Genomic DNA, 24,788 nt, shown 5'->3' with positions numbered 1-24,788 from the left:
GATTATCCTTTGGGAGAGGGACGGCGTGTGGTGAGGCGCCGTTCGACCGCATTCATCCAGCGAGGCGCGCGCGGATCGCAGTGCCATGCGCGGACCACGCCGTCGACCTGGTTCAGCAGCGCAGTCGGCAGCTTGAGCGGGCGGGTCTGGTCCATCAGCAGCTTGACGGTGAGGTGGTAGCCGAGGATGCGCGACGCCAGGCGCGCCAGCGAGAAGCCGGGCGAGAACAGGCGCCCGACGCGATCGATGCCGCGTACCGCCGCCATCACCAGCGCGAAGGCCAGGCGCGAGGCCCAGGCCACCCGTCCTTCGAGGCCGAGGTCGCGCGAGGCGGCCTCGCCGCACAGGTGGCGGGTCAGCAGGACCGGGGCGGGTTTCAGCAGGCGCAGCGGGATGTAGGCCTGCAGGTTGCCGACCAGGGCCCGGCCCAGCGCCGGGCGCGGATCGTCCGGGCGCGCCGCCGCGCGCCCGCGCGCCTGGATCGCTTCGAACATCGCCTGCGCTTCGTCCATGGTGTCCGCCATCAGGCCGCGCTCGATGCCCAGCAGGTGGCCGAGCACGTTCCACGCGTGCAGGTAGGCTTCCTCGTCGGCGGGCGCCAGGCCGATGCCCAGCCGGCGCAAGCCTTGCAGGAACACGTAGCCGAAGGTCAGCAGGGTGTAGGCCAGCTGTTCCTGGTTGCAGGGCAGGCCGAGGCGGTCGACGTCCCAGCCGTGCGCGTACAGCGCCTGCTGCAGGCCGGGGCCGCGCGCCGCCAGCGGCGGCACGGCACGCGCCGGTGCGGCGTCCGGTTCGCCGCGCAGCACCAGGTGACGGATGGTGGCGTGGATCAGGCGCACCTTGAGGGCCTGCGCCACGCCGCCACCAGCCGCCGCGGTGAGGCCGCCGCGCATCATGACCGGGAAGATCATGGCGGCGGTGGCGCGCACGCGGTAGTCGGTGTGCTGCTCCAGCTGGCCGGCGACGTGCAGCACGGCGGCCAGGTCCGGCACCACGTAGCACTGCGGCAGGCTGGCGCAGAACAGCAAGGTGCACGAGGTCATGCTCAATTCCATGAACAACTGTTCCGCGCGCGCGATGCGGGCCGGGTCGGCCCAGGCGGGCAGGGCACATGCCGCAGCCACGTAGCCTTCGAGGGCGGCGGCGGCGTGCGGCGGCAGGTCGGCGCCCGCGCGCCATCCGGCCAGGTCGGCGTTATTCTGCCAGCGCGCGATCTCGCGGTTGAGCTGCGCAATGGCGGCCATGTCCGGCCCCTGGCCGGGGGCGTGGTCCGCGCGCGGGCCGAGGATGGCGCCGATGACGCCATCGGCCAGCGGATCGGCGCGCAGGCCGGGATGCCCGGCGTCCAGACGGAAGGCGTCGCGCTTCATGGTGCCACCTTCATGCGGCTTCCTTCAGCGGCGCGGCCGCCACGGCGCCGGGCGCGCCCGCGGCCGCACCCCGGGCGGCGGCGACGGTGGCCTCGCGCTGCCAGCGCAGCAGGCCGCAGGCCGCCGCCAGCAGCGGAAAGCCCATCGCGAACAAGGCGATGGTACGCGTCTCGACCGGGTTGCCGAGAGCGACCAGGAACAGCATCAGGCCGCCGTACACGCCCAGGGGCACCAGCGCATGGCGCAGCATCACCGGCGCGGCCGGACGCAGCGGCTTGCCGCGCAAGCCGCGCCGGAACACCAGCAGGATCGTGAACGAGACCAGCATCCAGCCGCCGAATCCCTGCACGGTCTCGCCGAACCACCAGCCGTCCTTGTCGGTCATGATCCAGGCCTGGAGCGTGTTGACCATGTAGGGGTCGGCGGCCAGGTCGTAGCAGGTCACGACCATCGCGCCCAGCAGCGACATCAGCAGGTCTTGCCCGAGCGGCGGCGCGCCGGCACTGTCGGAGGGCGCCTGCCAGACGATCAGGTTGGCGATCACGTAGGCGACGTAGCACAGCGCGAACCACATCATCGGGATCACCAGCGGCACTTCGCCCAGGCGAGGGCCCAGCATCCCCGTGTAGGTATAGCTGCCGAAAAACCAGCCGCGGGTGGACCCCAGCTGTTCGGCCGCCCAGCCCAGGACGAGCGCGATCAGTACCAGTCTCGAGGCGGCGCGTCCGCCCAGCACATGCGCGGCGCTGACCCAGCAGCAGCCGAACATGACCAGCGAGCTCAGTACGAGCAGGACGGTGGTCTCGCCGGCGCCGCGCGTGGCCAGGATGACGAGGAAGGCGGCCAGCAGCGCGCCCGCGATCATGGGCAGGCTGGCGTACGGACGGGGCATCGGCAAGGTCATGGTGTCAGTGCCTCAAAAGCGGTAGTCGAGCCGCAGCTCGCCGGTGCGCGGATCGCTCGGCACCGTGATGCCGGTCGAATTGATGGTCAGCGGACGCACCTGGTTTTCGAGATTGCGCACGCGCGCCAGCAGGCTCCAGCTGGCAGCGAGCGGCTCCCAGCCCAGGCGCAGGTCGGATTCGGTGTGGCCCGGGATGCGGTAGACCAGTCCCTTCGACGGCACGCCCAGGATGTAGGCGGCGCTGGCGCGGGTGCCGCCGCCCAGCACCAGGCTGCCGCCCGGCAGCGCGAAGCGGTGCTCGTAGCCGAGCGCCAGCGTGCGTGCCGGCGCGCGGTCGAGCTTGGTGCCGGACAGGTCGCGGGTGGCGTCCGGCCGGTAGCTGGTGTAGTGCGCATCGAGCAGGCTCAGCGCATAAGTGACGCGGTCGGCCGCCGTCACGCGCACCTGGCCGTCGGCTTCCAGGCCACGCACCTTGGCTTCGCCGGCGTTGGTGGTTTCATAGCGCGGCTTGCCGTTGACGACTTCCTGCGACGACAGCTGCAGGTTGCGGTAGTCGTAATGGAACACGGCCAGGTTGAGGCTGGCGCGGTTGTCCCAGAAGCGGGTCTTGAGGCCGGCTTCGAGCGCGCGCAGGGTTTCGGGCTGGTACACCAGGCTGTGCGCCGGCACCGCGCTGGCGGCCGGGCAGCCGACGCTGGCCAGGCGGCCGCTGCCGACCGCGCCGGCGCTGCAGCCGTCGTTGAAGCCGCCCGACTTGTAGCCGGTGGCGAGCGAGCCGTAGAGCAGGGTGCCCGGCGCCAGGTCGTAGTCCAGGGCGAGGCGCCAGGTGGTCTTGTTGCTCGAGATCGCGCCGGCATTCAATTCGCGCGGGTCGGTTGCCGTGTTCAGCGTCGCCGCCTGCTGGTAGCCGATATAGCCGTAGCGCGACTTGTCGTCCTCGGTATAGCGGGCGCCGGCGGTGGCGCGCAGGCGCGGGCTCAAGGCGTAGGTCGCCTGGCCGAAGACGGCGCGGCTCCAGGCGTCGACCGGATCGTTGTCGAACACGTAGTAGGGCGTGAGGCCGGCCGCCTTCAGGTCGCGGAAGGTGTAATGGTCGCTGACGTTCTCGTGGAACCAGTACACGCCGCCCTGGGCGCTGAGCGGTCCCTGGCCGTTGGTGGCGATGCGCAGCTCGTGCGAATCCTGCGTGTAGTCGCCGTGGAAGTTCTGGCGTACCCCGAGCGCGACGCTGGGCGCCACGCGGTAGAAATAGTTATACAGGTAGTCGTGCTCGAAACTGCGGTGCGAACCGAGCCAGCTGAGCGTGGCCGGGCCGAGGTCCCAGCTGACGTCGGCGCTCAGGCTGGACGAGGTCTTGTGCGAGAACCCCTGGTCGGGCACGTTGTTGGGCGACTTGAAGCGGTTGGTCAGGCGGCGCGCGCTGTCGTCGCCGTTCCAGACCGGCTTGCCTTGGGCCAGGCCGGTATAAAAATTGGTGTCCGCGACGGTGCTGTCGTTGTTGGTATTGTCCAGGCCCGCCTCGTAGCGCACGATCGCGGTGATGCCGTGGCCTGGCGTGAGCCTGGCCGACAGGCGCGCGGCGCGGTCGTCGCGGTCGAGGCCGGGACGGTAGCCGGTGCCTTGTCCATTGCGAATATAGGGATCGTGGCGGTTGGCAGTGAACGCGGCGCGCAGCGCCAGCACCTCGCTCACCGGCACGTTGACCATGCCGCCCAGCTGGCGCGTGTCGTAGCTGCCGACCGTGGCATTGACGGCGGCCTCGAAATACGGCACCGGTGCCTTGCTGATCACGTTGACGGCGCCGGCGGTCGTGTTGCGGCCGTACAGCGTGCCCTGCGGGCCACGCAGCACTTCGATGCGCTCGACGTCGTAGAACGATGCATTCTGGGCCTGTGGCCGCGCGACGTAGACGCCGTCGACCAGGTAGGCGGCCGACGGATCGCCCTTCTCGGTGGCGTCGGCATTCGAGACGCCACGCATCGTGATGCGCAGGCCGTCGTAGGAATTCTGCAGGTAAGTGTTGGGCAGGCGGTCGGCGATCGCGCCCGGGCTGTCGATGCCCTGCTGGTCGAGCTGCGCGGCGGTGAGCACGCTCATCGCTACCGGCGTGCGGGATGCCGGCGCGGCATTGCGCTGGGCGGTGACGATGACTTCCGGGAGCGTGGCGTCGGCACCAGGTCCCTGCGGCGATGGCTGGGCCTGCGCGGTGGCATGGAACGGTACTGCGAACGAGGCGATGCCGGCAATCGAGGCTGCCAGCAGGGTGGGGTTCAGGCGAACCCATTGCTTCTTCATGAGACTTCCCCAGCTTTATTATGATGGTTCTCCGGTTGCATGCTTAATAAACATTGCGAACCGTCAACGTGAAATTGTGAGAGATTTTATTTCACGCCGAGGTAACTGGGCAGTTGCAAGGGATAGTCGGATGCAAAAATAGTTCCTCAAAGCCACAAAAAAGTGACCATAAAGCAACCGGACCGCCAAATTGGCTCCGCCGTCATGAAACTGAAATGATGGATGTGTGTCCTGGCTATACAGTTGTTTAACTTAATCGGCAGGATTGATGAGCGAACTCAATACCATGTCTTCCCATTTGCCATCGATGCGCAGGTAGGAACGCGCGTATCCCTCGCGCTCGAAGCCGAGCCTGGCCAGCAGGGCGGCGCTGCGCAGGTTGCGCGGCAGATGGCTGGCCATGATGCGATGCAAGCCTTGCGACCCGAACATATGATCGATGCCCGCTCGTGCCACTTCGTGCATCAAGCCCTGGCCCTGGCAGGCCGCCGCCACCGAGAAACCGATGTGGCAAGCCTGGAACACGCCGCGCACGATGTTGGTGAAGGCGCAGGTGGCCACGATGGCGCCGCTGGCGCGGTCGCATGCGATGAAATGCAGGGCGCTGCCGGCGCGGGCCTCGGCCACCGACTGCGCCAGGCGCCGAAGTGCCGCCGCCTCGGTGAAATAGTCCGCGCTGCGCGCTGGTTCCCACGGCGCCAGGTGGGCGCGGTTGTGCAGGCGGTAGGCCAGCAGCAGCGGCGCATGGTCGGGCGCCGGCACCGTCATCACGGTGCGCGCGGTATCCAGGATCGGCAGCTCGCTCATGCGGCGATTGTAGCGGAGCCGGCGCACGACTGATACCGCGCAAACGCCGGCCGGTACCGCTGTCTATGCTGGCTGCATGTTCAACCGGCAGGAGCTTCCATGTCCCAGGCGCCCGCGGTCAGTGTGCTGATGCCCAGCTTCGAGCAGGCGGACTTTATCGGCCGCGCACTTGCCAGCCTGCAGGGCCAGACCCTGCGCAATTGGGAAGCGATGGTCGTCGACGACGGCTCCGAGGACGGCACCGCCGGGGCCGTGGCGCCTTTCCTGGCCGATCCGCGCATCCGCACCGTCCGGCTGGAGCGCAACGAGGGCTTGGGCCGCGCACTGAACACGGCGCTGGACCGGACGGGTGCGCCGCTGGTGGCCTACCTGCCCAGCGACGACGTGTTCTACCCGCGCCATCTCGAACTGCTAACCGGCGCGCTGGGCGCGACCCCGCAGGCGGTGCTGGCCTTTGCCGGCCTGCGCCATCACTACAACCGCTGGCATCCGGGCCAGCTGCCGGACACGCCCCTGCAGCTGGTGCAGGTGATGCACCGCCGCAGCGGCCTGCGCTGGCTCGAACGGGCAAGCCTCGAATCGGACGACCTCGAGCGCCTGTACTGGGGGCGCCTGCGCGCGGCGGGCAGTTTCGTCGGCACCGGCGAGCCGAGTTGCGAGTGGGTCGACCATCCCGGGCAGCGCCACAAGCGCATGCAGGAGCCGGTGGGCGGCATCAATCCGTTCCGCCAGCATTACCGCGTGACGGCGCCGCTGCGCTTTCACACCAGCGCCGGCAACGCGATCGACGAGGACACCCTGTACCGCCGCCTGCGCGAACGCCCGCCGACGCCGCGCGCCGCCGACGGCTTGCGCATCCTGCTGGTGGGCGAACTCGCCTACAACGCCGAGCGCGTGCTGGCGCTGGAAGAGCAGGGCCATGCCCTGTACGGCCTGTGGACCGACACCCCTTACTGGTTCAACACGGTCGGCCCGCTGCCCTTCGGCCACGTGGCCGAGCTGCCGCGCAAGGACTGGCGCGCGGCTGTCCGCGCACTCCGTCCCGACCTCATCTACGGCCTGCTGAACTGGCAGGCCGTGCCCTTCGTGCATGCGGTGATGCTGGCCACGCCCGGTATTCCCTTCGTCTGGCATTTCAAGGAAGGCCCCTTCATCTGCGTCGACAAGGGCAGCTGGCCCCAGCTGCTCGACCTGTACCGCCGCGCCGATGGACGCATCTTCGGCAGTCCGGAAACGCGCGACTGGTTCGAGCTGGCGTCGCCCGGCCTGGCGACGTCGAAGCCGGCCATGGTGCTCGACGGCGACCTGCCCAAGCGCGACTGGTTCGATGCGCCGCGCAGCAGCCTGCTGGCGGCGCGCGACGGTGGCCTGCACACGGTGGTGCCGGGACGGCCGATCGGGCTGCATCCGCCCACGGTGGCGGCACTGGCGGCGCACGACATCCACCTGCATTTCTATGGCGACTTTACCCACGGCCAGTGGAAGGAATGGATCGCCAAGGCGCGCGGCCTGGCGCCGCAACACCTGCACCTGCATGCCAATGTGGCACAAGACCGCTGGGTCGACGAATTCTCGCGCTACGATGCCGGCTGGCTGCACTGCTTTACCAGTCGTAATGGCGGCGACCTGCGCCTGGCCGACTGGGACGACCTGAATTATCCGGCGCGCATGGCGACGCTGGCGATGGCGGGACTGCCGATGATCCAGCGCGACAATCGCGGGGCGGCGGTGGCCGCGCAGACGCTGGCGCGCGAACTCGGCATCGGCATCTTTTACGACGACATCGACGGCCTGGCCGCGCAATTGCGCGACGCGGCGCGCATGCGCGGGCTGCGCCAGCGCGTGTGGCGGGAGCGCGAGCGCTTCAGCTTCGACAGCCACGTGCCGGCGCTGCTCGGCTTCCTCCGGCGGGTGATCGCCGAAGGCGGCCACACCCGCTCATGAGCGCCAGGTCGGCTCAGGGACGAAACGCGGCGCACAGCTTGTTGCCGTCCGGATCGCGCACATAGGCCAGGTGCATCGTACCCATGCTGCTCTCGCGTGGACCCGGCGGCGCCTCGACCGAGGTGCCGCCGTTGGCGACGGCGACATCGTGGAACTGCTTGACGTGTTCCGGGGAGCTGCATTTGAAACCGATGGTGCCGCCGTTGGCCGGCGTTGCCTGTTCACCATTGATCGGTTCGCTTACAACGAAGCTGCTGCCGGCGTGGCGGTAGAATAGACGGGTATGGCCCGAGGCGGCCACGTTGCGCATCGCTTCGCCCGCGCCCAGCGTGCCGAGCACGGCGTCATAAAAACGTTTGGATCGTTCGATATCGTTCGAGCCGACTACGACGTGATTGAGCATCCTTGATCTTCCTTTATTCAGTGGGTCCCGCAAGGCGACGGCCTTGCAGCGGCGACTATAGCACCGGTCGCGGCCCTTACCCGAGCCGCATGCCGTCAACCGTGGCGCACGCTATCGTGCGGGGTTGCTGCATCAAAATAGTCATAATACATATGACATCGCCATTCTTTCTGGAGTCCCGTTTGCCCTATTCCCCCTCAGCATCAACCTGTCAAGCCGGTCCCGTGTCAGGGGAGCGTGCGTCCGCATGAGGGAAGGGGAACTGATCGGATGCCACGACTGCGGCCAGGTCTACCGCTGGCGGCCGCTGGCGCGGCGTGAGCGGGCGCGCTGTACGCAATGCCGCAAGGAGTTGTATCGTTGGCAAGCCGCGGGGCCGACCCCGCATCCGAACACGATGATGGCCGTCACGCTGGGCGCGGTGCTGGTGTGGCTGATCGCGCAGTGCTTCCCGATCGTCTCGCTCAACCTCGAAGGCATGGTGACCAGCGTCACGCTGCTGCAGTCGATCGGCGTGCTGTGGCACGAACGCATGCAGATCATCGCCGCGCTGGTGTTCTTTTGCGCGATCGTGTTCCCCTTGCTCGACCTCGGCGCCCTGCTGTACGTGGCGACCGGCCTGGCGCGCGGCCGCCGCGTGCCCGGTTTCGACCTGCTGCTGCGCATCGTGCAGGCGGCGCGCCACTGGGCCATGACCGAAGTGCTGATGATGGGCATCCTGGTCACCGTGATCAAGATGACCAGCCTGGCCAGGGTGGCGCCGCATCCGGGCCTGTTCGCCTTCGGCGCATTGACGCTGCTGTCGGCGCTGGCCATGCGCTACGACCCGCGCGCGTTGTGGGCACTCGGCGACCAGGTGGCGCCGCGCCGCATGCAACGGGTGGCGCCGGCGCCCGGCACGCCCACCGAATACGTCAGCTGCCATGCCTGCGGCCTGGTTAACCTGTGCGCCTGCCGCGGCCCGGCGGCGCGCTGCGCGCGCTGCGCGACGCGGCTGCACCGTCGCATCCCTGACAGCATCAAGCGCACCTGGGCATTGCTGATCTCTGCCGCGCTGCTGTACATCCCGGCCAACATCCTGCCGATCATGTACACCACCTCGCTCGGCAGCGGCAGCGAGGGCGACACCATCATGAGCGGCGTCAAGCTGTTCTGGGACACCAATTCGCGCGGGCTGGCAATCATCATTTTCGTTGCCAGTATCTTCGTGCCGGTCGGAAAGCTGATTGCATTGACCGTGCTGGTCGTCACTGCGCAATTGCGCTCGCGCCGGGCGCCGCTCAGGCGTACCCGCCTGTACCGTATCGTCGAGTTCATCGGCCGCTGGTCGATGCTCGACATCTTCGTCGTGACCCTCACCGTCGCCCTGGTGCGCTTCAATGCCGTCGCCACCATCACCGCCGGTCCCGGCGCGCTGGCCTTTGGCGTGGTCGTCGTGCTGACGATGTTCGCGTCGAGCCAGTTCGATCCGCGCCTGATCTGGGATCCGATCGAAGCTCGTGAAGAAGGAGAAAGAACATGATTGACCAGGATGGCGGCAACGCCCCTGCGACCCAGGCAGCGCCACCGCAGGCGCGCCAGATGCCGGAACCGCCCCCGCCCGAGATCGACAAGCCGAACCGCTGGCTGCCGTCGCTGATCTGGCTGATCCCGTTGCTGGCCGCGATCATCGGCGCCACCCAGGTCGTGACCTGGCTGTTCGACAAGGGACCGTCGATCACGGTCACCTTCGTTACCGGCGAAGGACTCGAAGCCGGCAAGACCAAGGTCAAGTTCAAGGAAGTCGACATCGGCCAGGTGACCAAGGTGACGCTGGGGCCGGACGGCAACCGGGTCGTCGCCACGATCCAGATGGCCAAGGAAGCCGAGCGCTTCACCGCCGTCGACACCAGGTTCTGGGTGGTGCGGCCGCAGATCGGTACCAGCGGCGTCACCGGCCTCGGCACGCTGCTGTCGGGTGCCTACATCGGCGCCGCCCCCGGCACGTCCAAGGAAACCAATACCAGCTTCGTGGGACTGGACAAGGCGCCCGCGGTGCCGCCCGGCCTGAAGGGACGCGAATTCAAGCTGCACGGCGACAGCCTAGGCTCGCTGGCGGCCGGTGCGCCCGTGTATTACCGCCGGGTGCGCGTCGGCCAGGTCGCCTCGGCCAGGCTCGATCCGGCCGGCAAGGGTGTCGATTTGTCGGTCTTCATCGAAGAGCCCTACATCGGCCTGGTGGGCACCGATACGCGCTGGTGGCATGCCAGCGGCGTCGACGTGCGCCTCGACGCCAACGGCTTCAAGCTGAACACGCAGTCGCTGGCGACGCTGGTCACCGGCGGCATCGCCTTCGAATCGCCGAGCGGCGAAAAACCCGCGGTCCCGGCCAGCGCCGACACCAGCTTCCTGCTCGCCGACGACCGCAACGCGGCGCTGCGCCCGCCGGATGGCCCGGCCGTCACCACGATCATGTATTTCGACCAGTCGCTGCGCGGGCTGACGGCCGGCGCCCCGGTCGATTTCCGCGGCATCGTGCTGGGCGAGGTGCGCACGGTCGGCATCGAGTACGACCCTGTCCGCAAGAAATTCCGCATGCCGGTGACGGCGGACATTTACCCGAGCCGCCTCGGCCAGTCGGTACTGAATGCGCTCGGCACCGATGCCGCCACCTCCGAACAGGCGCTGGCCCAGATGGTCACGCGCGGCTTCCGCGCCCAGCTGCGCACCGGCAGCCTGCTGACCAATCAGCTGTACCTCAACCTCGATTTCTTCCCGAAAGCGCCCAAGGCCAAGCCGGCCACGCTGGCCGCCGCCCCCGGCGTGCTGGTGCTGCCGACGGTACCGGGTCCGCTCGACGAATTGCAGAGCCAGCTGTCGCGCATCGCGGGCAAGCTCGACAAGATTCCGTTCGACGAGATCGGGAATAACCTGAACAAGACGCTGCAGCAGGCGAACGCGATGATCGCCCGCCTCGACGGCAAGGTGCTGCCGGAAATGCAGGAAGCGCTGAACGCCGCCAAGAAGACGCTGTCCAGCGCCGACGCCCTGCTGCAGCAGGATTCGCCGCTGCAATCCGAGCTGCGCCAGACGCTGCAGGACGTGCAGGGCACGGTGGAATCGCTGAACTCGCTGTCCGATTACCTCGAACGCCATCCGGAATCGCTGATCCGCGGCAAAGCAAAGGAGAAAAGCAAATGAGATCGATCCAGGCTGCGGCTTGCATCGGGATGGCCGCGCTGCTGGCGGCGTGCGCCACGACCGACAGCGACCATTTCTATACCCTGAACGGCCCCGCCACGCCGGCGCCAACGGCCCAGGCCGCCGCGCAGCCGGTCTATATCGAGATGCTAGCGGTGAACGTGCCGGCCCAGGTCAAGCGCAAGGAGCTGGTGGTCACCACCGGCGCCGGCCAGGTCGACATGCTCGACCATCACCGCTGGATCGGGCCGCTGGCGGACGAGATCGGCCATGCGCTGTCGCTGCAGGTGAGCGCCGAGCTCGGCGCGATCGACGTCTACCGCACCCCGTACCCGGCCGGGGCGGCGCCCTACCGGATCAGCACCAACGTCCAGCGCTTCGAGTCGGTGCCCGGGCAGTATGCGCTGGTCGACGCCACCTGGAGCGTGCGCCAGGTCGGCAGCGAGACCGTGCTGACCTGCCGCAGCGTGCTGCGCGAACCGGTGGGGCAGGGCTATGACGCGCTGGTGGCCGGCCACCGCGCGGCGCTGGCCAAGCTGGGGAAGGCGATGGCGGCCGCGGTGCGCAAGGGATCCGGCGGCGGCTGCTGACCTTGCTATCTCATACGCTGCGCAGCAGCGCGACCGCGGTCAGCCACAGGATGGCGCCGGTCGCCAGCAGGGTCAGGGCCACGCCGTTGACGGCGCCGCCGGCCAGCAGGGCCGCGCCGGCGACCACGACCAGCGCGGCCGCGGTCAGGTTGTAGGCGCGGAAGCCGAACAGCCTGGCCAGCGGGAAGAAATGCAATCCGACCACCATGATCACGGCCGGCAGGATCCAGGCCACGTGTCCGGTCAGGTTCAGCAGCAGCACTGCGAGACCGATGCTCGACCACTGCATGGCGTTGACCACCATGAAGACCTTGCGTACCCGTTTGCCCGCGGCGGCGTCGGCGGTCGCGGTGAAGCTGCGGCGGCGTGCGCGGAAGGTGGCGATGGCCCATGCCGTCATCAGCAGTGCCGCGATCACGATTGCCGCCAGCAGCGGCAGGTTGGGGCCGGCATACGCGACGCTGGCGCCGCACAGCCAGGTGGCGCCGAACAGGGACAGGAAGATGCCGCCCAGTGCCATGCTGGGGTGGTAGGGAGTGGCTTCGCTCACGATGGCCTTTGCGCAGTCAGAAAATGCAGGTTGGAATCGATCTATACAGAAACGATACCAGACCTGCCATCCCTGAAAATGCACACATTTCCACCAGCTGACCGGAGTGGGCGTCAGGGGCCCGGGTTCCGAAAACTATTGTCGGGTCGAAAAACGGGGTCGAATACCCGCGCCTTGTCTTCAAAGCCATACGACCAGCCGTACACCTGTGCGGCCTGCGCGAAGCATTGCTCGATCCGCTTCCTGTAGGCTTCCATCAGGGGCGGAAAATCGTTGAAGCACACTTCGATGCTGTCGTAGCAGCGGCTGCGGATGTCGAACCAGTGCTGCATGAAATACAGCAGGTAGTGGGTCTGGTCGGCCGTCTCCCTGGACACGGCACCGGCCTCGAACATGAGCGCATTGCGCGGCTGGTCTTCGGCCATCCGGAAATGTCTGGCGCCCAGCCGGCCAACGCGCTCTGCATACGGCGCCGTTTTCGCCAGCTCGGCCAAGGCCGCAATCTCGGCGAAGGTCAGGTTATCTCTGATTACGAACGGCATCGGCGGACGCCATTCAACGGGCGCTGCCGAGCAAGTCGGCACGCGGATAGGTCCAGTCCGGCACCGGATGCGGGCAGGGCGTGTCCGCCTGCGCCGCGATCTCCATGGTCGAGAAATTCGTGCTGCCGACCGGGCCCCAGCGCACGTCGGTGGCCAGGCCGCCGGCGATCGACGGCGCCCGCGCGAAGCGCAGCCAGGCGTTCACGTGGCAATCGCGCGCCAGCAACCGCAGCTCGGCCAGGCTTTCGCGGCGGTCGCCCAGCCAGGCCAGTTGCGGCGTCGCGTCTTCCGACGCGCGGCCGGCAATCGACGCCGGGCAGGCGCGCACCGGATCGATGCCGGGCGCGACGCTGAGCAGGCCGCGCCGCAGGTGGTAGCTGCCGCTGGCCTGGTCCTGCGCCACCGTCACGAAGGACCAGCACAGCGGGTTGGCGGGGTAGGCGGACAGCGCGCTGTCGAGCAGGCGCTCGCCTGGGTCGAGGGTGCGTACGGCGGCCGCCAGCACGCTGCGCGCCTGTTGCAGCGCCACCGCCTGCACGCCGACAAAGGCGAGCGACACCACCAGCCCGGCCGCCAGCGCCAACGGGCCGCGTGCGCCGTGGCGTTCGTGCGCATGGCGCGTCACCCAGGCCAGCACCAGGCCGATCGCGAGCAGGGCCGCCAGCGAACCCCATTGCAGGAAGCCGAGCAGGGTGGCGGCCACCGGGATCAGCACCATCAGGCCGAGGAACAGCCAGCGCAGCCGCGGCCGCGGCACGATGGCCGCCAGCGGCGCCCCGAACGCGAACCAGAACACCGGCTCGACGATGAACACCAGGTCTTTTAACCCTCCCTTTGTTTCATAAAATGTTTTTGATCGAGAACTTTTGTCTTTCTCTCGTCTATTATTTCAACCTCAGCTTGGATATGTTATATGCACTATCTAGTTTTTTGGCCGGATGAGGCCACGATGGAGAAAGCCGACTTTGGTTACATCGCCGAGGTACCTGCCATATTCGACGAGAACTGGCGCTACCACCGAGAAGCGTCTTGGTATCTCCGAGACCGGTCCAAGGGCGAGGCATTCGACGTCGAGCGCGAGGTTCGGGTGTTTCCCGTGCGATCGTCGATCAGCCAGTATGCGTACAAACTGGCAGACTTTCTAGCCTGGTGCGACTGGGTCGAGCGCGACTGGAGAGAGGTGGAATATCACCGCGACTTAGTAAGCCGGTATCAGCAGCACATGTTAAGAGGCAATTGGGCCGCAGAACCAGGACAGAAACTTTCCCCCAGCACCGTCAATGGCCGCGTAGATGAAGCCGTTCGGTTCTCTAATTGGGCTGCCAAGCGTGGTCTGCGGAAGCCATTCAAGGTCCAGACCAAGACGACCCATCGTAAGGTCGCCGGCATTCGTTCCGATAGCCACAAGTTGACCAACATCGAAGCACGCATCGGCAAAGTGCGGCCGAAGCCAATATATCTAAGCATACCGACACCAGCAAAAGTTGATCAATGGTTGCGCCGGTTCGCGGCCGAGAGAGGGGAGACTAAGGCCTTGATGGCGGAGCTAATTTTACGCACTGCGATGCGCAGAGAAGAAGTTGCCCAGTGGCGCATTGACTATTTGCCTTTAGATCTTGGCAAGTGGAAGGTCATGGGGGACTATGTGTCGGCTCTCATTGAGCATGGCACTAAAGGAAACAAACCACGTTATATCGATGTTCCACTGGATCTGGCGGAACGCTTGGTACGCTACCAAAATGTCATCCGCCAGAAATCGCGCATGCGATATGTGACGGCTGGAAAAACGGAAGAAGAGCAAAAGCGTCGTCTTCGTGAAAAAGAGCCCCGCCTATTCCTGTCTGAGCACACGGGTACTCCGGTGAGTGGAAAGAAGCTTTACCAAGCGTGGCATGAAGTGACTAGTCGTCCCGTCGATGGATGGAGCCCGCATCTAGGGCGTCACTACTGGACCTGTAAGACTTTGTTGGAGCGTCATCGAGAGCGCGTAAAAATGCTTGGGGAAGGTGCCGTGGTCACCCCTGATTGGGCAACAGCCCTAGCGCGCGACGATCTCTTGATGTTCGTGAAACCGCAGTTAGGCCATATTGACGGCAAGACGTCAGAGGCCTACACCGTGTGGCTCGGCAAAATGCTTAGAAGTGCGACGGAAACCGGTGAGTGGATTGAGTCCCTTCAAATCGCTGCACCCGAAAATCAAAAGGAGACGTGATGGCTGAATTGCTGTTGAAGCGAAAGAAAGGTTCCGCCCACCCGCCAGCTGAAGTGTTTGAGCTACCAATCGAGCCGGCTCTGTTGTTCCAAACAGCGCATGAAACGGCTCCATACGTTATCGATCTGAGGCTATTCGCGAAAGGAATCACTGCCGAGGAGATCGCACAGCGTCAAAGCGCTGGTAAGCTGGCAAAGCCGTTTACTGCACGTCCGCAGTTGATTCGGGAATTACTTCCTCATATCCGCGATGACCTCATGTACGCCCGTCCCCAAACGTGCAGCACATACATAGACGGCCTGAAATGGTGGTGGCGGTTTCTGGATGCATGCCATGACATCGTACCAGTGCAAGGGGTGGCAGACTTCGATTCCATACATTACGCGTCCTATAGGATAAACCCATGCAGTCCGACCCGCGCTACACCGTTCTTCCGGGTGGTCGCGGCAGCGAGGGCGGCCCGGCGCTTGCCAGATCTTTATTGGACGGCGGTTAGGACAGAGCCGGTGACAACAGACTTGGTTGCGCATGAGGATGTCTCCAAGTTGTACACGTACTTCCAACAAAGATGCAAAAGCATTCTGATACGTTGGGAGGAGGACGAGACCGTGATGCCCGTGCGAGGGGATTTGCATGCGCTGTATATCATGTTCATCATACTCACTGGCTGGAATCCGTCCGTTGTCCTCGCCATCGATGTAAGCGAAACGAACCAAGACGGCTCGCTCGCCTGCATCATGCAAGATGTGCAGAATTCGCTGTACTCAGTGATTACTTCAGTAAAGCATCGCGCACACTCAATCCAGCAGGCACACGGGCTGAACAAGCAGCGCATCTCGTGCATCAACATCGTCAAAGCGCTATACCGGCAATCTGCGCCGCTGCGCGCCCGTCTGCGCGAGGAACTCGCGTTCAAGGAAGCGTTACGTGACAGGGTGAGCAAGCGCGAAATAACAGTTACAAAAGCCGATGGGGATAGGCTAGTCAAGGAAATTGCCGATCTCAAAACCATGCTCAGATGCCCTTGGATCTACACAGGCCAAACTGGCAAGATTAGACTGTTGACGAATACCGATGTTTCAGGCGGCGGCAGAAAGAGCCCGCTCAGTATGGCTGCTTCACGCATCAACGCAGAGCTGGAGGCGTCCCGCCGCGATGGGCGCCTCCCAGCCGCTGCCAAGCCGGTTGCCATGGGTATTGTACTTACCGACTTTCGGGACGCATTTATTTCGTTCCGCTGGCGTAAAGGCGGATACTCCTGGCTTGCCACGATGATGGCGGCAGGGCACAAGAGTCTGACGTCGTTAAATGCTTACTTGAATAAGCGCCAGCATCATCAAGCATCCCAGAAAAGCTTCCTGAGCGTTACTACCGCGATGTGGAGCGCCATCAATGATCTACCAAGCGGCGCGGGAGTCGTCATGCCAACGGTGATTTCGGCGCGTGCCAATGGTATCCCGGAGGAGAAAGTGGTCCGCTGGCTCGACGGTAAGGACATTACGATTCAGGGCGTTGGGTGTCGGGACAATCAGAATCCGCCGCGATTAATCGCTCCTAATCACAAGCTAGATACTGGCTGTAAACCTCAACGGTGCTTGCTCTGTCCGAGCCACGCTGTCTTGCTACCAGATAGTTATTTGTATATTGCTAAACGTTGTGCGGAATTGCGTCACATTCAAGGCACTATGTCGGTGAAGGCATGGGTGGAGTCGGACTATCCGGAGGAGGTTCGCAACGTGGAGTGGGCACTCACGCTTTACAACGATAAAGAAGTGGCCAGGGAACTGGTATTCTGGCAAGAGGAGATTCGAGCTGATCGGCATATTCCGATGAGAATGGAAGGCGTAAATGGGTAGGCATTCAGAAAAACGATCAGCGCAACATGCCAAGCGGGACTTCTCGCGGCATCAAATTCTAAATTCGCTCGGCAATACACTCCAGGCAAAACGGATTCAATTTATGCAACCGGAAGAGCTTTTGCGACTGCAGAAGTACTTCCGACTCGGCACTAAGTGGGGCGAAATTGCGTTCGCGAAAGAATGGCTGCGGCCCCACGAGACAGAGGCCTTTGGACTCTTTTACCTTGCCGAGACCTTCCGAAAGCATGCAGCCACAGAAGACGAGGCGCAATTAGCGTACACCACTTGCCTGCGCATGGTGTTGTTATGCTTCTGCGTTGAATCCCATAGTGGGCGACGGAGTCTACTGGATGTGAGCAGCATCAAAGGGTTTTTGATGACTTATTGGATTCCCTTTGCCAAAAAGGCGCTTCAAAAGCTGCCGCGCGAGGATGGCGGGCTTCTCTCTAGGCTCAATATGGGGGAGATAACATTTACCTCCGATGGCAGCAAAAGAAGAACGTTCACAGAGTTCAGGCGTTTCGAGAACTTCGTCTTCCGCGGGCTTTGGTGGGACCTGATGCAAGAGACTCCTCTGCCCAAGGGAGAAACTACCAATAAAAAGCCCAAGCGAGAACCATCACAAAAGGCCAAGCCCGATCCATTCAGGCCGCTTCCTGACGAGTTCGTCCTAGAGACAGGCAAGCGCGCCGCCTGGCTGGTGAGGCAGGTGATGCCTCAGGCAGTGCGCGCCTACGCGGACGTACTGCCGTTAAGCGTCGATGTTAGCGAAAATACCGGAACCGCATATATCTGTAAATACTTGCGTGAGTTCGAATGGGACCTCAGTGATAACCCGGTTCCCGGCTCTTGCCCAGTTGATCTGAGAATAAAATCGGATGACAAAAGGCCGTGGCCTCCGCAGGATCGAAACCAGCTGAACAGGTTGTTGTTAGTGTGCCAGATGGCCGCCTACTTTGTCGTTGCTTTAAGCAGCGGGCCACGGGCCGGCGAACTCCTCTCAATACAAAACGATTGCTTGACCGAATCAAGCGAAGGAATAACGCTTCTCAACGGCAGAATCTATAAGCTTGAAGCGCTTTTCGAAGGCAAAAAGCGCGACTGGCCAATGCCCGCGCTTGGATTGCAAGCAGTGCAAACGCAGATAGAACTGTCCAAGGTGCTCGACAGAGCGATGATTGTAGAACGGGCCAGGCGCCGGCGCTCGACAAGCCTTTGGCGTGTATTTGGTGGATCCAGTCAGGGTAACCCGCTTAACTACCAGTACAACGAGTATATCCGGGAGTTCACCGATCGGATCGGCACAAGCCATCTACTCGACGACGAATCTCTGACCAATCACCGATTCCGCAAGACGATTGCCCGGCTGGTGGCGCTTGCAATGGTCAATGCGCCGAAAATCCTCATGGATATCTTCGGACACAAGGACATCGCGATGACTATGCACTATATCCTGACGGACAATAGGGTACGCGCAGAAATCATGCGGATACAAAAGGAGTTGCTTGCCATGCGTGTCGAGAAGGCAATCGCCAATGTCGATAGCAACGGCGGACCTGGGGCCAATAAGATTAAGGCCGAGGTTAAGCGCATTAAGTTTATCCGCGCCCGTGAGGACCTCCAGGCCGAAGACGTGCGTGAATTAGTGGTCCGTATGACCTCAGTAGGTCGGGAGTGGACGATTGTCGTGCCTGGGGTCATCTGCACAAAGATGCGCGATCAAGTTGGGCCGTGCGCGCTCGGGTGTAGCACTCCGAATCCATCCAAATGCAGTTTCGAATGCCAGCATCGCTTGGAAGAGGCTGATAACATCAGCCAGGTTAATAGTACGCTGGCTTATATCGTAAAAAATATTAAGGCCGCGTTAGCTCAGAACAATGTTGTTCAGATTGATGCGCTTGAAGGCCAACTGTTCTCCAATCTCAAGCGCTATGACGTCCTTTATCGAAAATGGTCAACCGATTCCATTGTCGCCGCGATTCTCGCGCGCAATCTTGAGGAGGCTACAAATGCCGGCTAAGCAAACTGCGATCAATGACGCCTTGCGCGCAAGCGCTGCTACTGCCGCCAGAGCGCGAAGTCAGGCAGTGGCGCAAAAGATCCGCGCTGCAATGAAACTGATTGACGAAGAGATTAAGGCCAACGAAGGCATTCATCCAGGTGGGAAGCTAAGCCAACGAGAGTTGTGCCGTCGAGCCAGCGTTCACTATCAAACATTGCAGCAGCCAGCGCACAAGGACACGCTAAAGCGCGACGTGGACAACTGGCTAGCGGAAAAAACGGCTCCTAAGACTATCCACGATACACGGAAGGCTGTCGCCGACCGCGCTGATCATTGGAAAGAGCAGCACCGGAAGGTTGCAACCCAAATTTGCATCTATGAGGCAGAGCTTGCCGAGAAAAATACCCTGATTGCCGATTTGGAAAATTTGGTCTCTCGGCTAAGGGAGCAGAATTCGGCTCTCCAGCAGTCTGTGGCAACGTCCCTCTATACCCACCGCAGGGGAAAGGAATAACACGCTACGCGCCTCCATAATTACCCAGATTTTTTTCGCTCTAGCTTTGTTGGGAAAGCCGGGCAAAGGACGAGTTGACGATATTTATAGCATGGTTCCCAACGCGGGAACAATGTTCGGCACGCCCAATGAAGTAACGCGATTCAATAGATATAATACACAAGAGGTTCAAAAATAGTAACCTAGTAATCATTTTTCGTGAACTGCAACATTGCCCAAAATAGGCTTGGCAAGGATTTCGGGCATTGTCTTTATAATTCAGATTAAACTTTTATATGTTTGCTGATGCTGTTGTTTTATTTATGCAAAAAACCAAGCGTGGTTCTTGGGATCCTATTGGTAGTGGTACGCTTGTTTTTTACGAAGGATGGCTTTATATCGTTTCTGCCGCGCACGTGTTTGAGGATTTGGCGAGGGGCGAAGTTTTCTTGGCCGCGGCGGATAAAATATTCTCTCTAAAGAGAGTTCCAGCTTTACTCTCGAGTACTGAAGCTTTCGCGAAGTCTCGCGCGGCTGATCCTGTCGATTTGGGAGTAATGTGGGTGTCAGAAGATATTTTAGATCAAATTAACGGAAAGGTTAAAATAATAACTAGGGATTCGATCGAGGACGAAAAGAAGGCTCAGCATATAATTGCCTATCAAGCGGTAGGTTATCCAGTTTCAAAAAACCGTAAGCAGGCCGAAAAGGCAGCTGCAAAAAACGCTTTATTTACTCCAGAACTTGCCCTTGTTAGCGGTGCCAACGTTACCGAAAGACTAAAGAGGGCTGCAAAGTATAGTCCTATACTCCATATTGCCATGGATTTCACTAAGGTAGGTAATGTAGACGATGACATGATGCCCGCCGACATCCCGGTTCCATATGGCATGAGCGGTGGGCTTCTACAAGGCTGTTTCGATTATCTGCCGCATTCCAATGGGCGATATCCGACTTGTGCAAGCGCGATTTTGATTGAACACATAAAGGCTGTCGATGCATTGATTGGAGTTCGTTTTTCTTTTGTGTATGCATGGTTAGATCAAATCGCACCCCATTTAAAGCGTCTACGTTCTTAACAAGAATTTTAAGTGTAGTTTGAAATTACTGTGGATTTAGCGTAATAATACTAACCTCTTCATGTATATTGGGTTCGTCTTTATTCGCATTTTTCTGTATCGAATACTATGCCGAGGCGGTGGTGTTGCGATAGGTTGAAGTAGCGAAATTGAGTTTATGGGCGCTTAAATGCTGCACTTTCATACTATGTTTTCAGGCATTGAGATCGTGAACTTCGATGAGCGGAATGAGGCACGGCAGGATCAAGAAACGGAAATGGAGGAGCTCCGGCAACTACAGAACGGCAAGCTTCTGTATTAAACATATCGTCTGCGGCTTCCGGTGTATAGCTTGATAGAAAGCATATCTGAAGCGGGAGACGCATGGTGATGAAGAACTCTCATAGGGGGTGATGAAGAACTCTCAGAGCGGGTGATGAAGAACTCCCAATTTGCAGAAGCTAGCCAGGGTTGAGGTTTTCGTATAGCATGACCGTGTTGCTGGAGTGCTGCAGGACATGATATCTTGCTCTTTGGTACTTTGCCTGAAAAATGGTCTTGAGTTGCATTTATTATTTTTTTGCTTGCTCTTTGTTTGCGCTTGCCCCGGAGAACTGACATGCCACGTAAATTCCGTTATGTAGGCCTTATAAACGCCGAAACAAGGGTGCTATTCACCAATGCGGATAGAATGAAGAAGATAATCGACGATGGTTTTAGTCAGCAGTTTGAGCAGCAAAAAGAGTTCCGTGATCGAGAGGAAGCTGGCATTGAAGAAAATTTACCTGTTCAATGTCGAACCAGATAGGTATTAAGTTCCGCGAAATACCTGTGAAGCTGTTTAAAAACTTAGATTCAACTATGTGTAGGTGATAGGTTTTGATGGCGAGGTTGTTACTTGTGAATATCGAATGTTCCGTTTCACCGTCGGCATTGGGTCGGCAGCGGTCGTTGAGGGTTCAGAACTGATTGGTATTGTCCTGTGGCGCCTTGTCTCTTGAAGTGCACTTCAAAGGGCGTCGTTCTGCTGAGTTGTATGAGAGTCGCCTTGCAAGTTCAACTGAAAGTCCGATACGTTCAAACGATTGTGCTGAGACATCGCTCGCCCTCTCGGGCTGTAGCTTGCAGTACGTTGTCGACCAACGCTGCCTCGTACACATCAATTCGTTTCTCTGTACCTTGACAGTACCATTCGCGAAGGCAGCAAGTTGACCAACGTCAAACTCTGTTACGCATGCCGTGGTTATCCGTCGTGCTGAGATGATCCCAAAAGTTCTTCAGCAACTTCCGGCGCCACTCCTCGCTCAAGAAGGAACCTTGTGGCAAACAGGTTTCCGTGAATGCGCGCCAACACTAGCGCAGCAGCAAGTATGTATGGGTTCATAGTTGATCCGTGCGGCAGGATTATTCGTGTTTAGATAGTCTCTCAACTAGCTTCTCGAGGCTTGAGCTATCTCAAACATAGGAAAGCAGGTATGCGCCCATCGAAGTCCGCCCGAGCAGCCGCCTACGTCCGTATGTCAACGGAAAATCAGAACTACTCAACAGATCATCAGCGGGCAAAAATCCGAGAATATGCACTAGCTGAAGGCGTGGAGATCGTTAAAGAGTATGTTGATGAGGGTAAGAGTGGCCTGGGCATTAAGCGCCGTGCTGGTCTCGCTCAGCTCATCCAAGACGTACAATCCCTTAACGCGGACTTTGGTCTCGTGATCGTCTTTGATGTTAGCCGCTGGGGGCGCTTCCAAGATATCGACGAAGCTGCGTATCACGAACACACGTGCCGACGAGCCGGTATCGAAGTTGTGTACTGCGCTGAGCACTTTGCGCGCGACTCTGGCCCGTACGCGGCGTTAATGAAGAGCATGAAGCGGGTCATGGCGGCAGAATACAGTCGCGAGCTTTCCGATAAAGTATTTCTTGCTCAATCGCGATTCGTAGAAATGGGTTTCAAACAGGGCGGTCATGCTGGTTATGGGCTAAGGCGTCTGGCTGTAAAAGCGTGTGGTGCGCCACGTGGCTATCTAGCCTATCAAGAGTCGAAGGCCGTCCGCACGGACCGGGTCGTCTTGGTTTGGGGGCCGAACAATGAGGTTGAAACAGTACGCCGAATTTACCAACTGTATCTGGACAAGAAGCTAAGCGTTCTAGCGATCGTAACCTTCCTCAACGCGGAAAAGGTCTTAAGTGAGTTCGGCCGGCCATGGACGCAGCATATGGTGCGATCCATCCTAACAAACGTAAAGTATTGTGGGACGCTAGCCTACAACAGACGCTCATGCAAACTTCAAGCTTCTCGAGTGAGGAACACTGAGGACAAGTGGGTCGTCAACAATAGTGCCATCGATCCAATTATTGCACGTGAGCTATTTTCGGCTGTGCAAGCAGAGCGCTTAGCGCGGACTCGACGATACTCGCAGAAGGAGTTAGTTGCGATGCTTCGCAGTTGTCATGACCGACATGGGAAGTTGAGTACCGCCATCATTGCGGCGGATCCAGCTATGCCAGATCCTCAGTTATTTGTTCGTAGTTTCGGCTCTCTTGTCGCGGCATACGACGCAGCTAACCTACCGCGCAGGCTTAACTACGCCTTCGTCAAGACAAAGCAAGAACTTTCACGAAAGCGAAGAGAGCTATGCCGCTTGGTTGAGTCCTTGGCATCTCAGGCTGGTGGAATCGTGGAGAAATGTGCAGACCCTTATACCCTGCTCTTGAACGGACGGTTAGTGCTGCGCGTGAACGTCGCGATATGCCGAACTCCGAGACGTGGGCAGCGAAACTGGAAGTTGGAGAATGCTCCAGGTGCCGACTTTGTACTTACTGCGCGGCTTAGTCGAGCTCAGCATGATTTCATAGACTATTTCTTGACAGGAGCAAGCTGCAGACCGACTACTCCAGTCTACCTGCGCGAAGCGAACTTGCAGGAGTACGCGTCATTTCAACACGTATCTTTGGAATCGCTATTCTTGGGACCCGTCACTACACCGATCCCGCTTGCCTCGACTGGATCCCTATGTTGAAAGATAAACTGGTTCATGCCGCACTCTACATGCGCGCCTCAACCGAACACCAGAACTACAGCACTTCCCACCAAGAAGCGGTACTGCGCGAATACGCTAGCGAACATGGGTACGAGATTGTGGGCATATACCGCGACGAGGGGCGCAGTGGCCTTACCATTGAGGGACGTGACGGCCTGATTCAGCTGCTAACAGCGATTGTATTTGGACGCGCCAACTTCGCGACGCTGCTGATCTACGATGTCAGTCGCTGGGGGCGGTTTCAAGACGCAGACGAGCCCGCCCATTACGAATTTGCGTGCCGCCGCGCCGGGATTGACGTGCGCTACTGCGCCGAGCCCTTTCAGAACAACGGCGGTCCAATGGACGCGCTCTTTAAAAGCCTCAAGCGTACGATGGCGGCCGAATATAGCCGCGAGCTGTCCGACAAGGTAACTCTTGCCCAACGACGCTTTGTGGAAGAAGGCTTCAAGCAGGGTGGCTCGGCCGGCTTCGGACTACGCCGCGTCGCGGTCTCATCTAGCGGTGGAATCCGTCGCGTGCTCGAGCAGAAAGAACGCAAAGGAGTCCCCACCGACAGGGTAACCTTTACATGCGGGCCCGACCATGAAGTTAAAGTCGTTCTGCGCATCTACGCGATGTACCTCGAGGACCACCTGGCCGAGATGACAATTGCGGAAAAGCTCAACAGCGAAGGCTTGCGTACCGACAACGGGCGACACTGGCAAGCGCACAACGTCAAATCGATTTTGACGAGGGAGAAGTACGCTGGAACCATCGTGTTCAATCGCAGCACGCAGAAGATGCGCACCCCGCGGCGGCAGAACGCTCCAGCCGAATGGATACGTCACGAGGATGCTTTTCCTGGGATCGTCACACGCGAGCGTTTCCAGGCTGCGCAAGTAGAGCGCGCAAGGCGCCGCCGCGTGTGGAGCGACGAAGAGATGCTCGATGGTTTGCGGGACATCGTGGCCCAGCACGGCAAGGTGACGCCCGACCTGATCAACTTGAGCACGCTGCCAGGGGCGAAGTCATATGCTTTCCGTTTCAACGGCCTCGTAGCAGCCCTGGACGCCGCCGGAGTAGCTGGCACGTCGCTGTCGCGCGCCACGATCACGCGTTTCCGTAGCTACGGCATTACGAAGGAGTGCTCGATCGAGATCGAGTATTGGGCGCGTTTAGCGGGCGCCAAGGTCGAACGGATCGGCAAACGCACGTATCGTTTCAACGATGTCACAGCGCGCCTACTGTGCACTCGCTGTCGCTTCGAGCGGAGCTACATTTGCTGGAAAGTCCTCCTGCGCCAGCTGCCGCAGCCAGACTTCATTATCTGGCTGCGCATGAACGACTCCAACGCCAGGGTCGCGCAAGTGTACCTGCTTCCGGTGGCGGACTTCCCTGAACACAAAGTGCTGTGGCCATCGGCACGCACCCTCGACCGCTACGAAAAATATGCACGCGCGTCGATAGCCGATCTGTTTGGAATGCATATCTAGACGGACCAGCTCGACCGCCAAAAGCTCGCGGGAAGCTAATATCCGTTTCAGAGCCGAGTGAAC

Annotated in this window: 20 protein-coding genes; 12 read left to right on the top strand and 8 right to left on the bottom strand. The window is 60.9% G+C overall.

Features of this window, described 5'->3' with window-relative positions:
• Positions 1–2 precede the first annotated feature (2 nt).
• From U1H99_RS20900 to U1H99_RS20885, 4 genes are all read right to left on the bottom strand, one after another.
• Complete coding sequence (locus tag U1H99_RS20900) at positions 3–1,370, bottom strand: oxygenase MpaB family protein (protein WP_323143638.1); 1,368 nt, start codon at positions 1,368–1,370, stop codon at positions 3–5.
• Between the two features lie 10 nt (positions 1,371–1,380).
• Positions 1,381–2,274 carry a carotenoid biosynthesis protein gene (locus tag U1H99_RS20895; protein ID WP_323143637.1) on the bottom strand — a complete coding sequence of 298 codons (894 nt, stop codon included), beginning with the start codon at positions 2,272–2,274 and terminating at the stop codon, positions 1,381–1,383.
• A gap of 12 nt (positions 2,275–2,286) precedes the next feature.
• Positions 2,287–4,569, bottom strand: a complete 2,283-nt coding sequence (locus U1H99_RS20890) for a TonB-dependent receptor (protein WP_323143636.1) — start codon at positions 4,567–4,569, stop codon at positions 2,287–2,289.
• A gap of 252 nt (positions 4,570–4,821) precedes the next feature.
• Positions 4,822–5,376, bottom strand: coding sequence for a GNAT family N-acetyltransferase (locus tag U1H99_RS20885; protein ID WP_323143635.1), 555 nt, complete (start codon positions 5,374–5,376; stop codon positions 4,822–4,824).
• Positions 5,377–5,475: 99 nt separating this feature from the next.
• Between U1H99_RS20885 and U1H99_RS20880 the strand changes: the two genes are divergently transcribed.
• Positions 5,476–7,320 carry a glycosyltransferase gene (locus U1H99_RS20880; protein WP_323143634.1) on the top strand — a complete coding sequence of 615 codons (1,845 nt, stop codon included), beginning with the start codon at positions 5,476–5,478 and terminating at the stop codon, positions 7,318–7,320.
• Positions 7,321–7,333: 13 nt separating this feature from the next.
• Here the strand turns inward: U1H99_RS20880 and U1H99_RS20875 are convergent, their stop codons facing one another.
• On the bottom strand, positions 7,334–7,723 hold the full coding sequence (locus tag U1H99_RS20875; RefSeq protein ID WP_323143633.1) for a VOC family protein: 390 nt from the start codon (positions 7,721–7,723) through the stop codon (positions 7,334–7,336).
• Between the two features lie 124 nt (positions 7,724–7,847).
• Here U1H99_RS20875 and U1H99_RS20870 point away from each other — a divergent pair, with 124 nt between their 5' ends.
• Genes U1H99_RS20870 through U1H99_RS20860 form a run of 3 tightly spaced genes read left to right on the top strand, consistent with a single transcriptional unit; the run spans position 7,848 to position 11,493 of the window.
• Positions 7,848–9,245 carry a paraquat-inducible protein A gene (locus tag U1H99_RS20870; RefSeq protein WP_323143632.1) on the top strand — a complete coding sequence of 466 codons (1,398 nt, stop codon included), beginning with the start codon at positions 7,848–7,850 and terminating at the stop codon, positions 9,243–9,245.
• Positions 9,242–10,903 carry a PqiB family protein gene (locus U1H99_RS20865; protein WP_323143631.1) on the top strand — a complete coding sequence of 554 codons (1,662 nt, stop codon included), beginning with the start codon at positions 9,242–9,244 and terminating at the stop codon, positions 10,901–10,903. The genes U1H99_RS20870 and U1H99_RS20865 overlap by 4 nt, the downstream gene beginning before the upstream one ends.
• On the top strand, positions 10,900–11,493 hold the full coding sequence (locus U1H99_RS20860; protein WP_323143630.1) for a PqiC family protein: 594 nt from the start codon (positions 10,900–10,902) through the stop codon (positions 11,491–11,493). Before U1H99_RS20865 ends, U1H99_RS20860 begins: the two co-directional genes overlap by 4 nt.
• A 10-nt stretch (positions 11,494–11,503) precedes the next feature.
• Here U1H99_RS20860 and U1H99_RS20855 read toward each other — a convergent pair whose 3' ends face one another.
• The 3 genes from U1H99_RS20855 to U1H99_RS20845 form a co-directional block, all read right to left on the bottom strand.
• The gene (locus U1H99_RS20855; RefSeq protein ID WP_323143629.1) at positions 11,504–12,043 is read right to left on the bottom strand and encodes a hypothetical protein; all 540 of its coding nucleotides are present in this window, start codon (positions 12,041–12,043) and stop codon (positions 11,504–11,506) included.
• A 113-nt stretch (positions 12,044–12,156) separates the two neighbouring features.
• Positions 12,157–12,585 (bottom strand): hypothetical protein, encoded by a 429-nt coding sequence (locus U1H99_RS20850; protein WP_323143628.1) that lies wholly within the window; start codon positions 12,583–12,585, stop codon positions 12,157–12,159.
• A gap of 13 nt (positions 12,586–12,598) precedes the next feature.
• A complete protein-coding gene (locus tag U1H99_RS20845; RefSeq protein WP_323143627.1) occupies positions 12,599–13,399 on the bottom strand; it encodes a hypothetical protein in 801 nt (266 codons plus the stop codon).
• Positions 13,400–13,534: 135 nt separating this feature from the next.
• Between U1H99_RS20845 and U1H99_RS20840 the strand changes: the two genes are divergently transcribed.
• The 8 genes from U1H99_RS20840 to U1H99_RS20805 all read left to right on the top strand — a co-directional run bounded on the left by U1H99_RS20840 (position 13,535) and on the right by U1H99_RS20805 (position 24,725).
• Entirely contained in the window at positions 13,535–14,797 is a 1,263-nt protein-coding gene (locus U1H99_RS20840; RefSeq protein WP_323143626.1) for a site-specific integrase, read from the top strand.
• Positions 14,797–16,653 (top strand): hypothetical protein, encoded by a 1,857-nt coding sequence (locus U1H99_RS20835; protein ID WP_323143625.1) that lies wholly within the window; start codon positions 14,797–14,799, stop codon positions 16,651–16,653. Before U1H99_RS20840 ends, U1H99_RS20835 begins: the two co-directional genes overlap by 1 nt.
• Positions 16,646–18,676 carry a site-specific integrase gene (locus U1H99_RS20830; RefSeq protein ID WP_323143624.1) on the top strand — a complete coding sequence of 677 codons (2,031 nt, stop codon included), beginning with the start codon at positions 16,646–16,648 and terminating at the stop codon, positions 18,674–18,676. Before U1H99_RS20835 ends, U1H99_RS20830 begins: the two co-directional genes overlap by 8 nt.
• Positions 18,666–19,172, top strand: coding sequence for a hypothetical protein (locus U1H99_RS20825; protein WP_323143623.1), 507 nt, complete (start codon positions 18,666–18,668; stop codon positions 19,170–19,172). Before U1H99_RS20830 ends, U1H99_RS20825 begins: the two co-directional genes overlap by 11 nt.
• A 275-nt stretch (positions 19,173–19,447) precedes the next feature.
• Positions 19,448–20,230 (top strand): hypothetical protein, encoded by a 783-nt coding sequence (locus U1H99_RS20820; protein WP_323143622.1) that lies wholly within the window; start codon positions 19,448–19,450, stop codon positions 20,228–20,230.
• A gap of 598 nt (positions 20,231–20,828) precedes the next feature.
• Positions 20,829–21,017, top strand: a complete 189-nt coding sequence (locus U1H99_RS20815; protein ID WP_323143621.1) for a hypothetical protein — start codon at positions 20,829–20,831, stop codon at positions 21,015–21,017.
• Positions 21,018–21,684: 667 nt separating this feature from the next.
• Positions 21,685–23,229, top strand: a complete 1,545-nt coding sequence (locus tag U1H99_RS20810; protein WP_323143620.1) for a recombinase family protein — start codon at positions 21,685–21,687, stop codon at positions 23,227–23,229.
• Positions 23,223–24,725: a recombinase family protein gene (locus U1H99_RS20805; RefSeq protein ID WP_323143619.1), complete on the top strand. Its 1,503-nt coding sequence runs from the start codon at positions 23,223–23,225 to the stop codon at positions 24,723–24,725. The genes U1H99_RS20810 and U1H99_RS20805 overlap by 7 nt, the downstream gene beginning before the upstream one ends.
• Positions 24,726–24,788 lie beyond the last annotated feature (63 nt).

Source organism: Massilia phyllosphaerae, assembly GCF_034659755.1.
Classification (GTDB): domain Bacteria; phylum Pseudomonadota; class Gammaproteobacteria; order Burkholderiales; family Burkholderiaceae_D; genus Telluria; species Telluria phyllosphaerae.
This window is presented reverse-complemented; position numbering and strand designations above follow the sequence as displayed.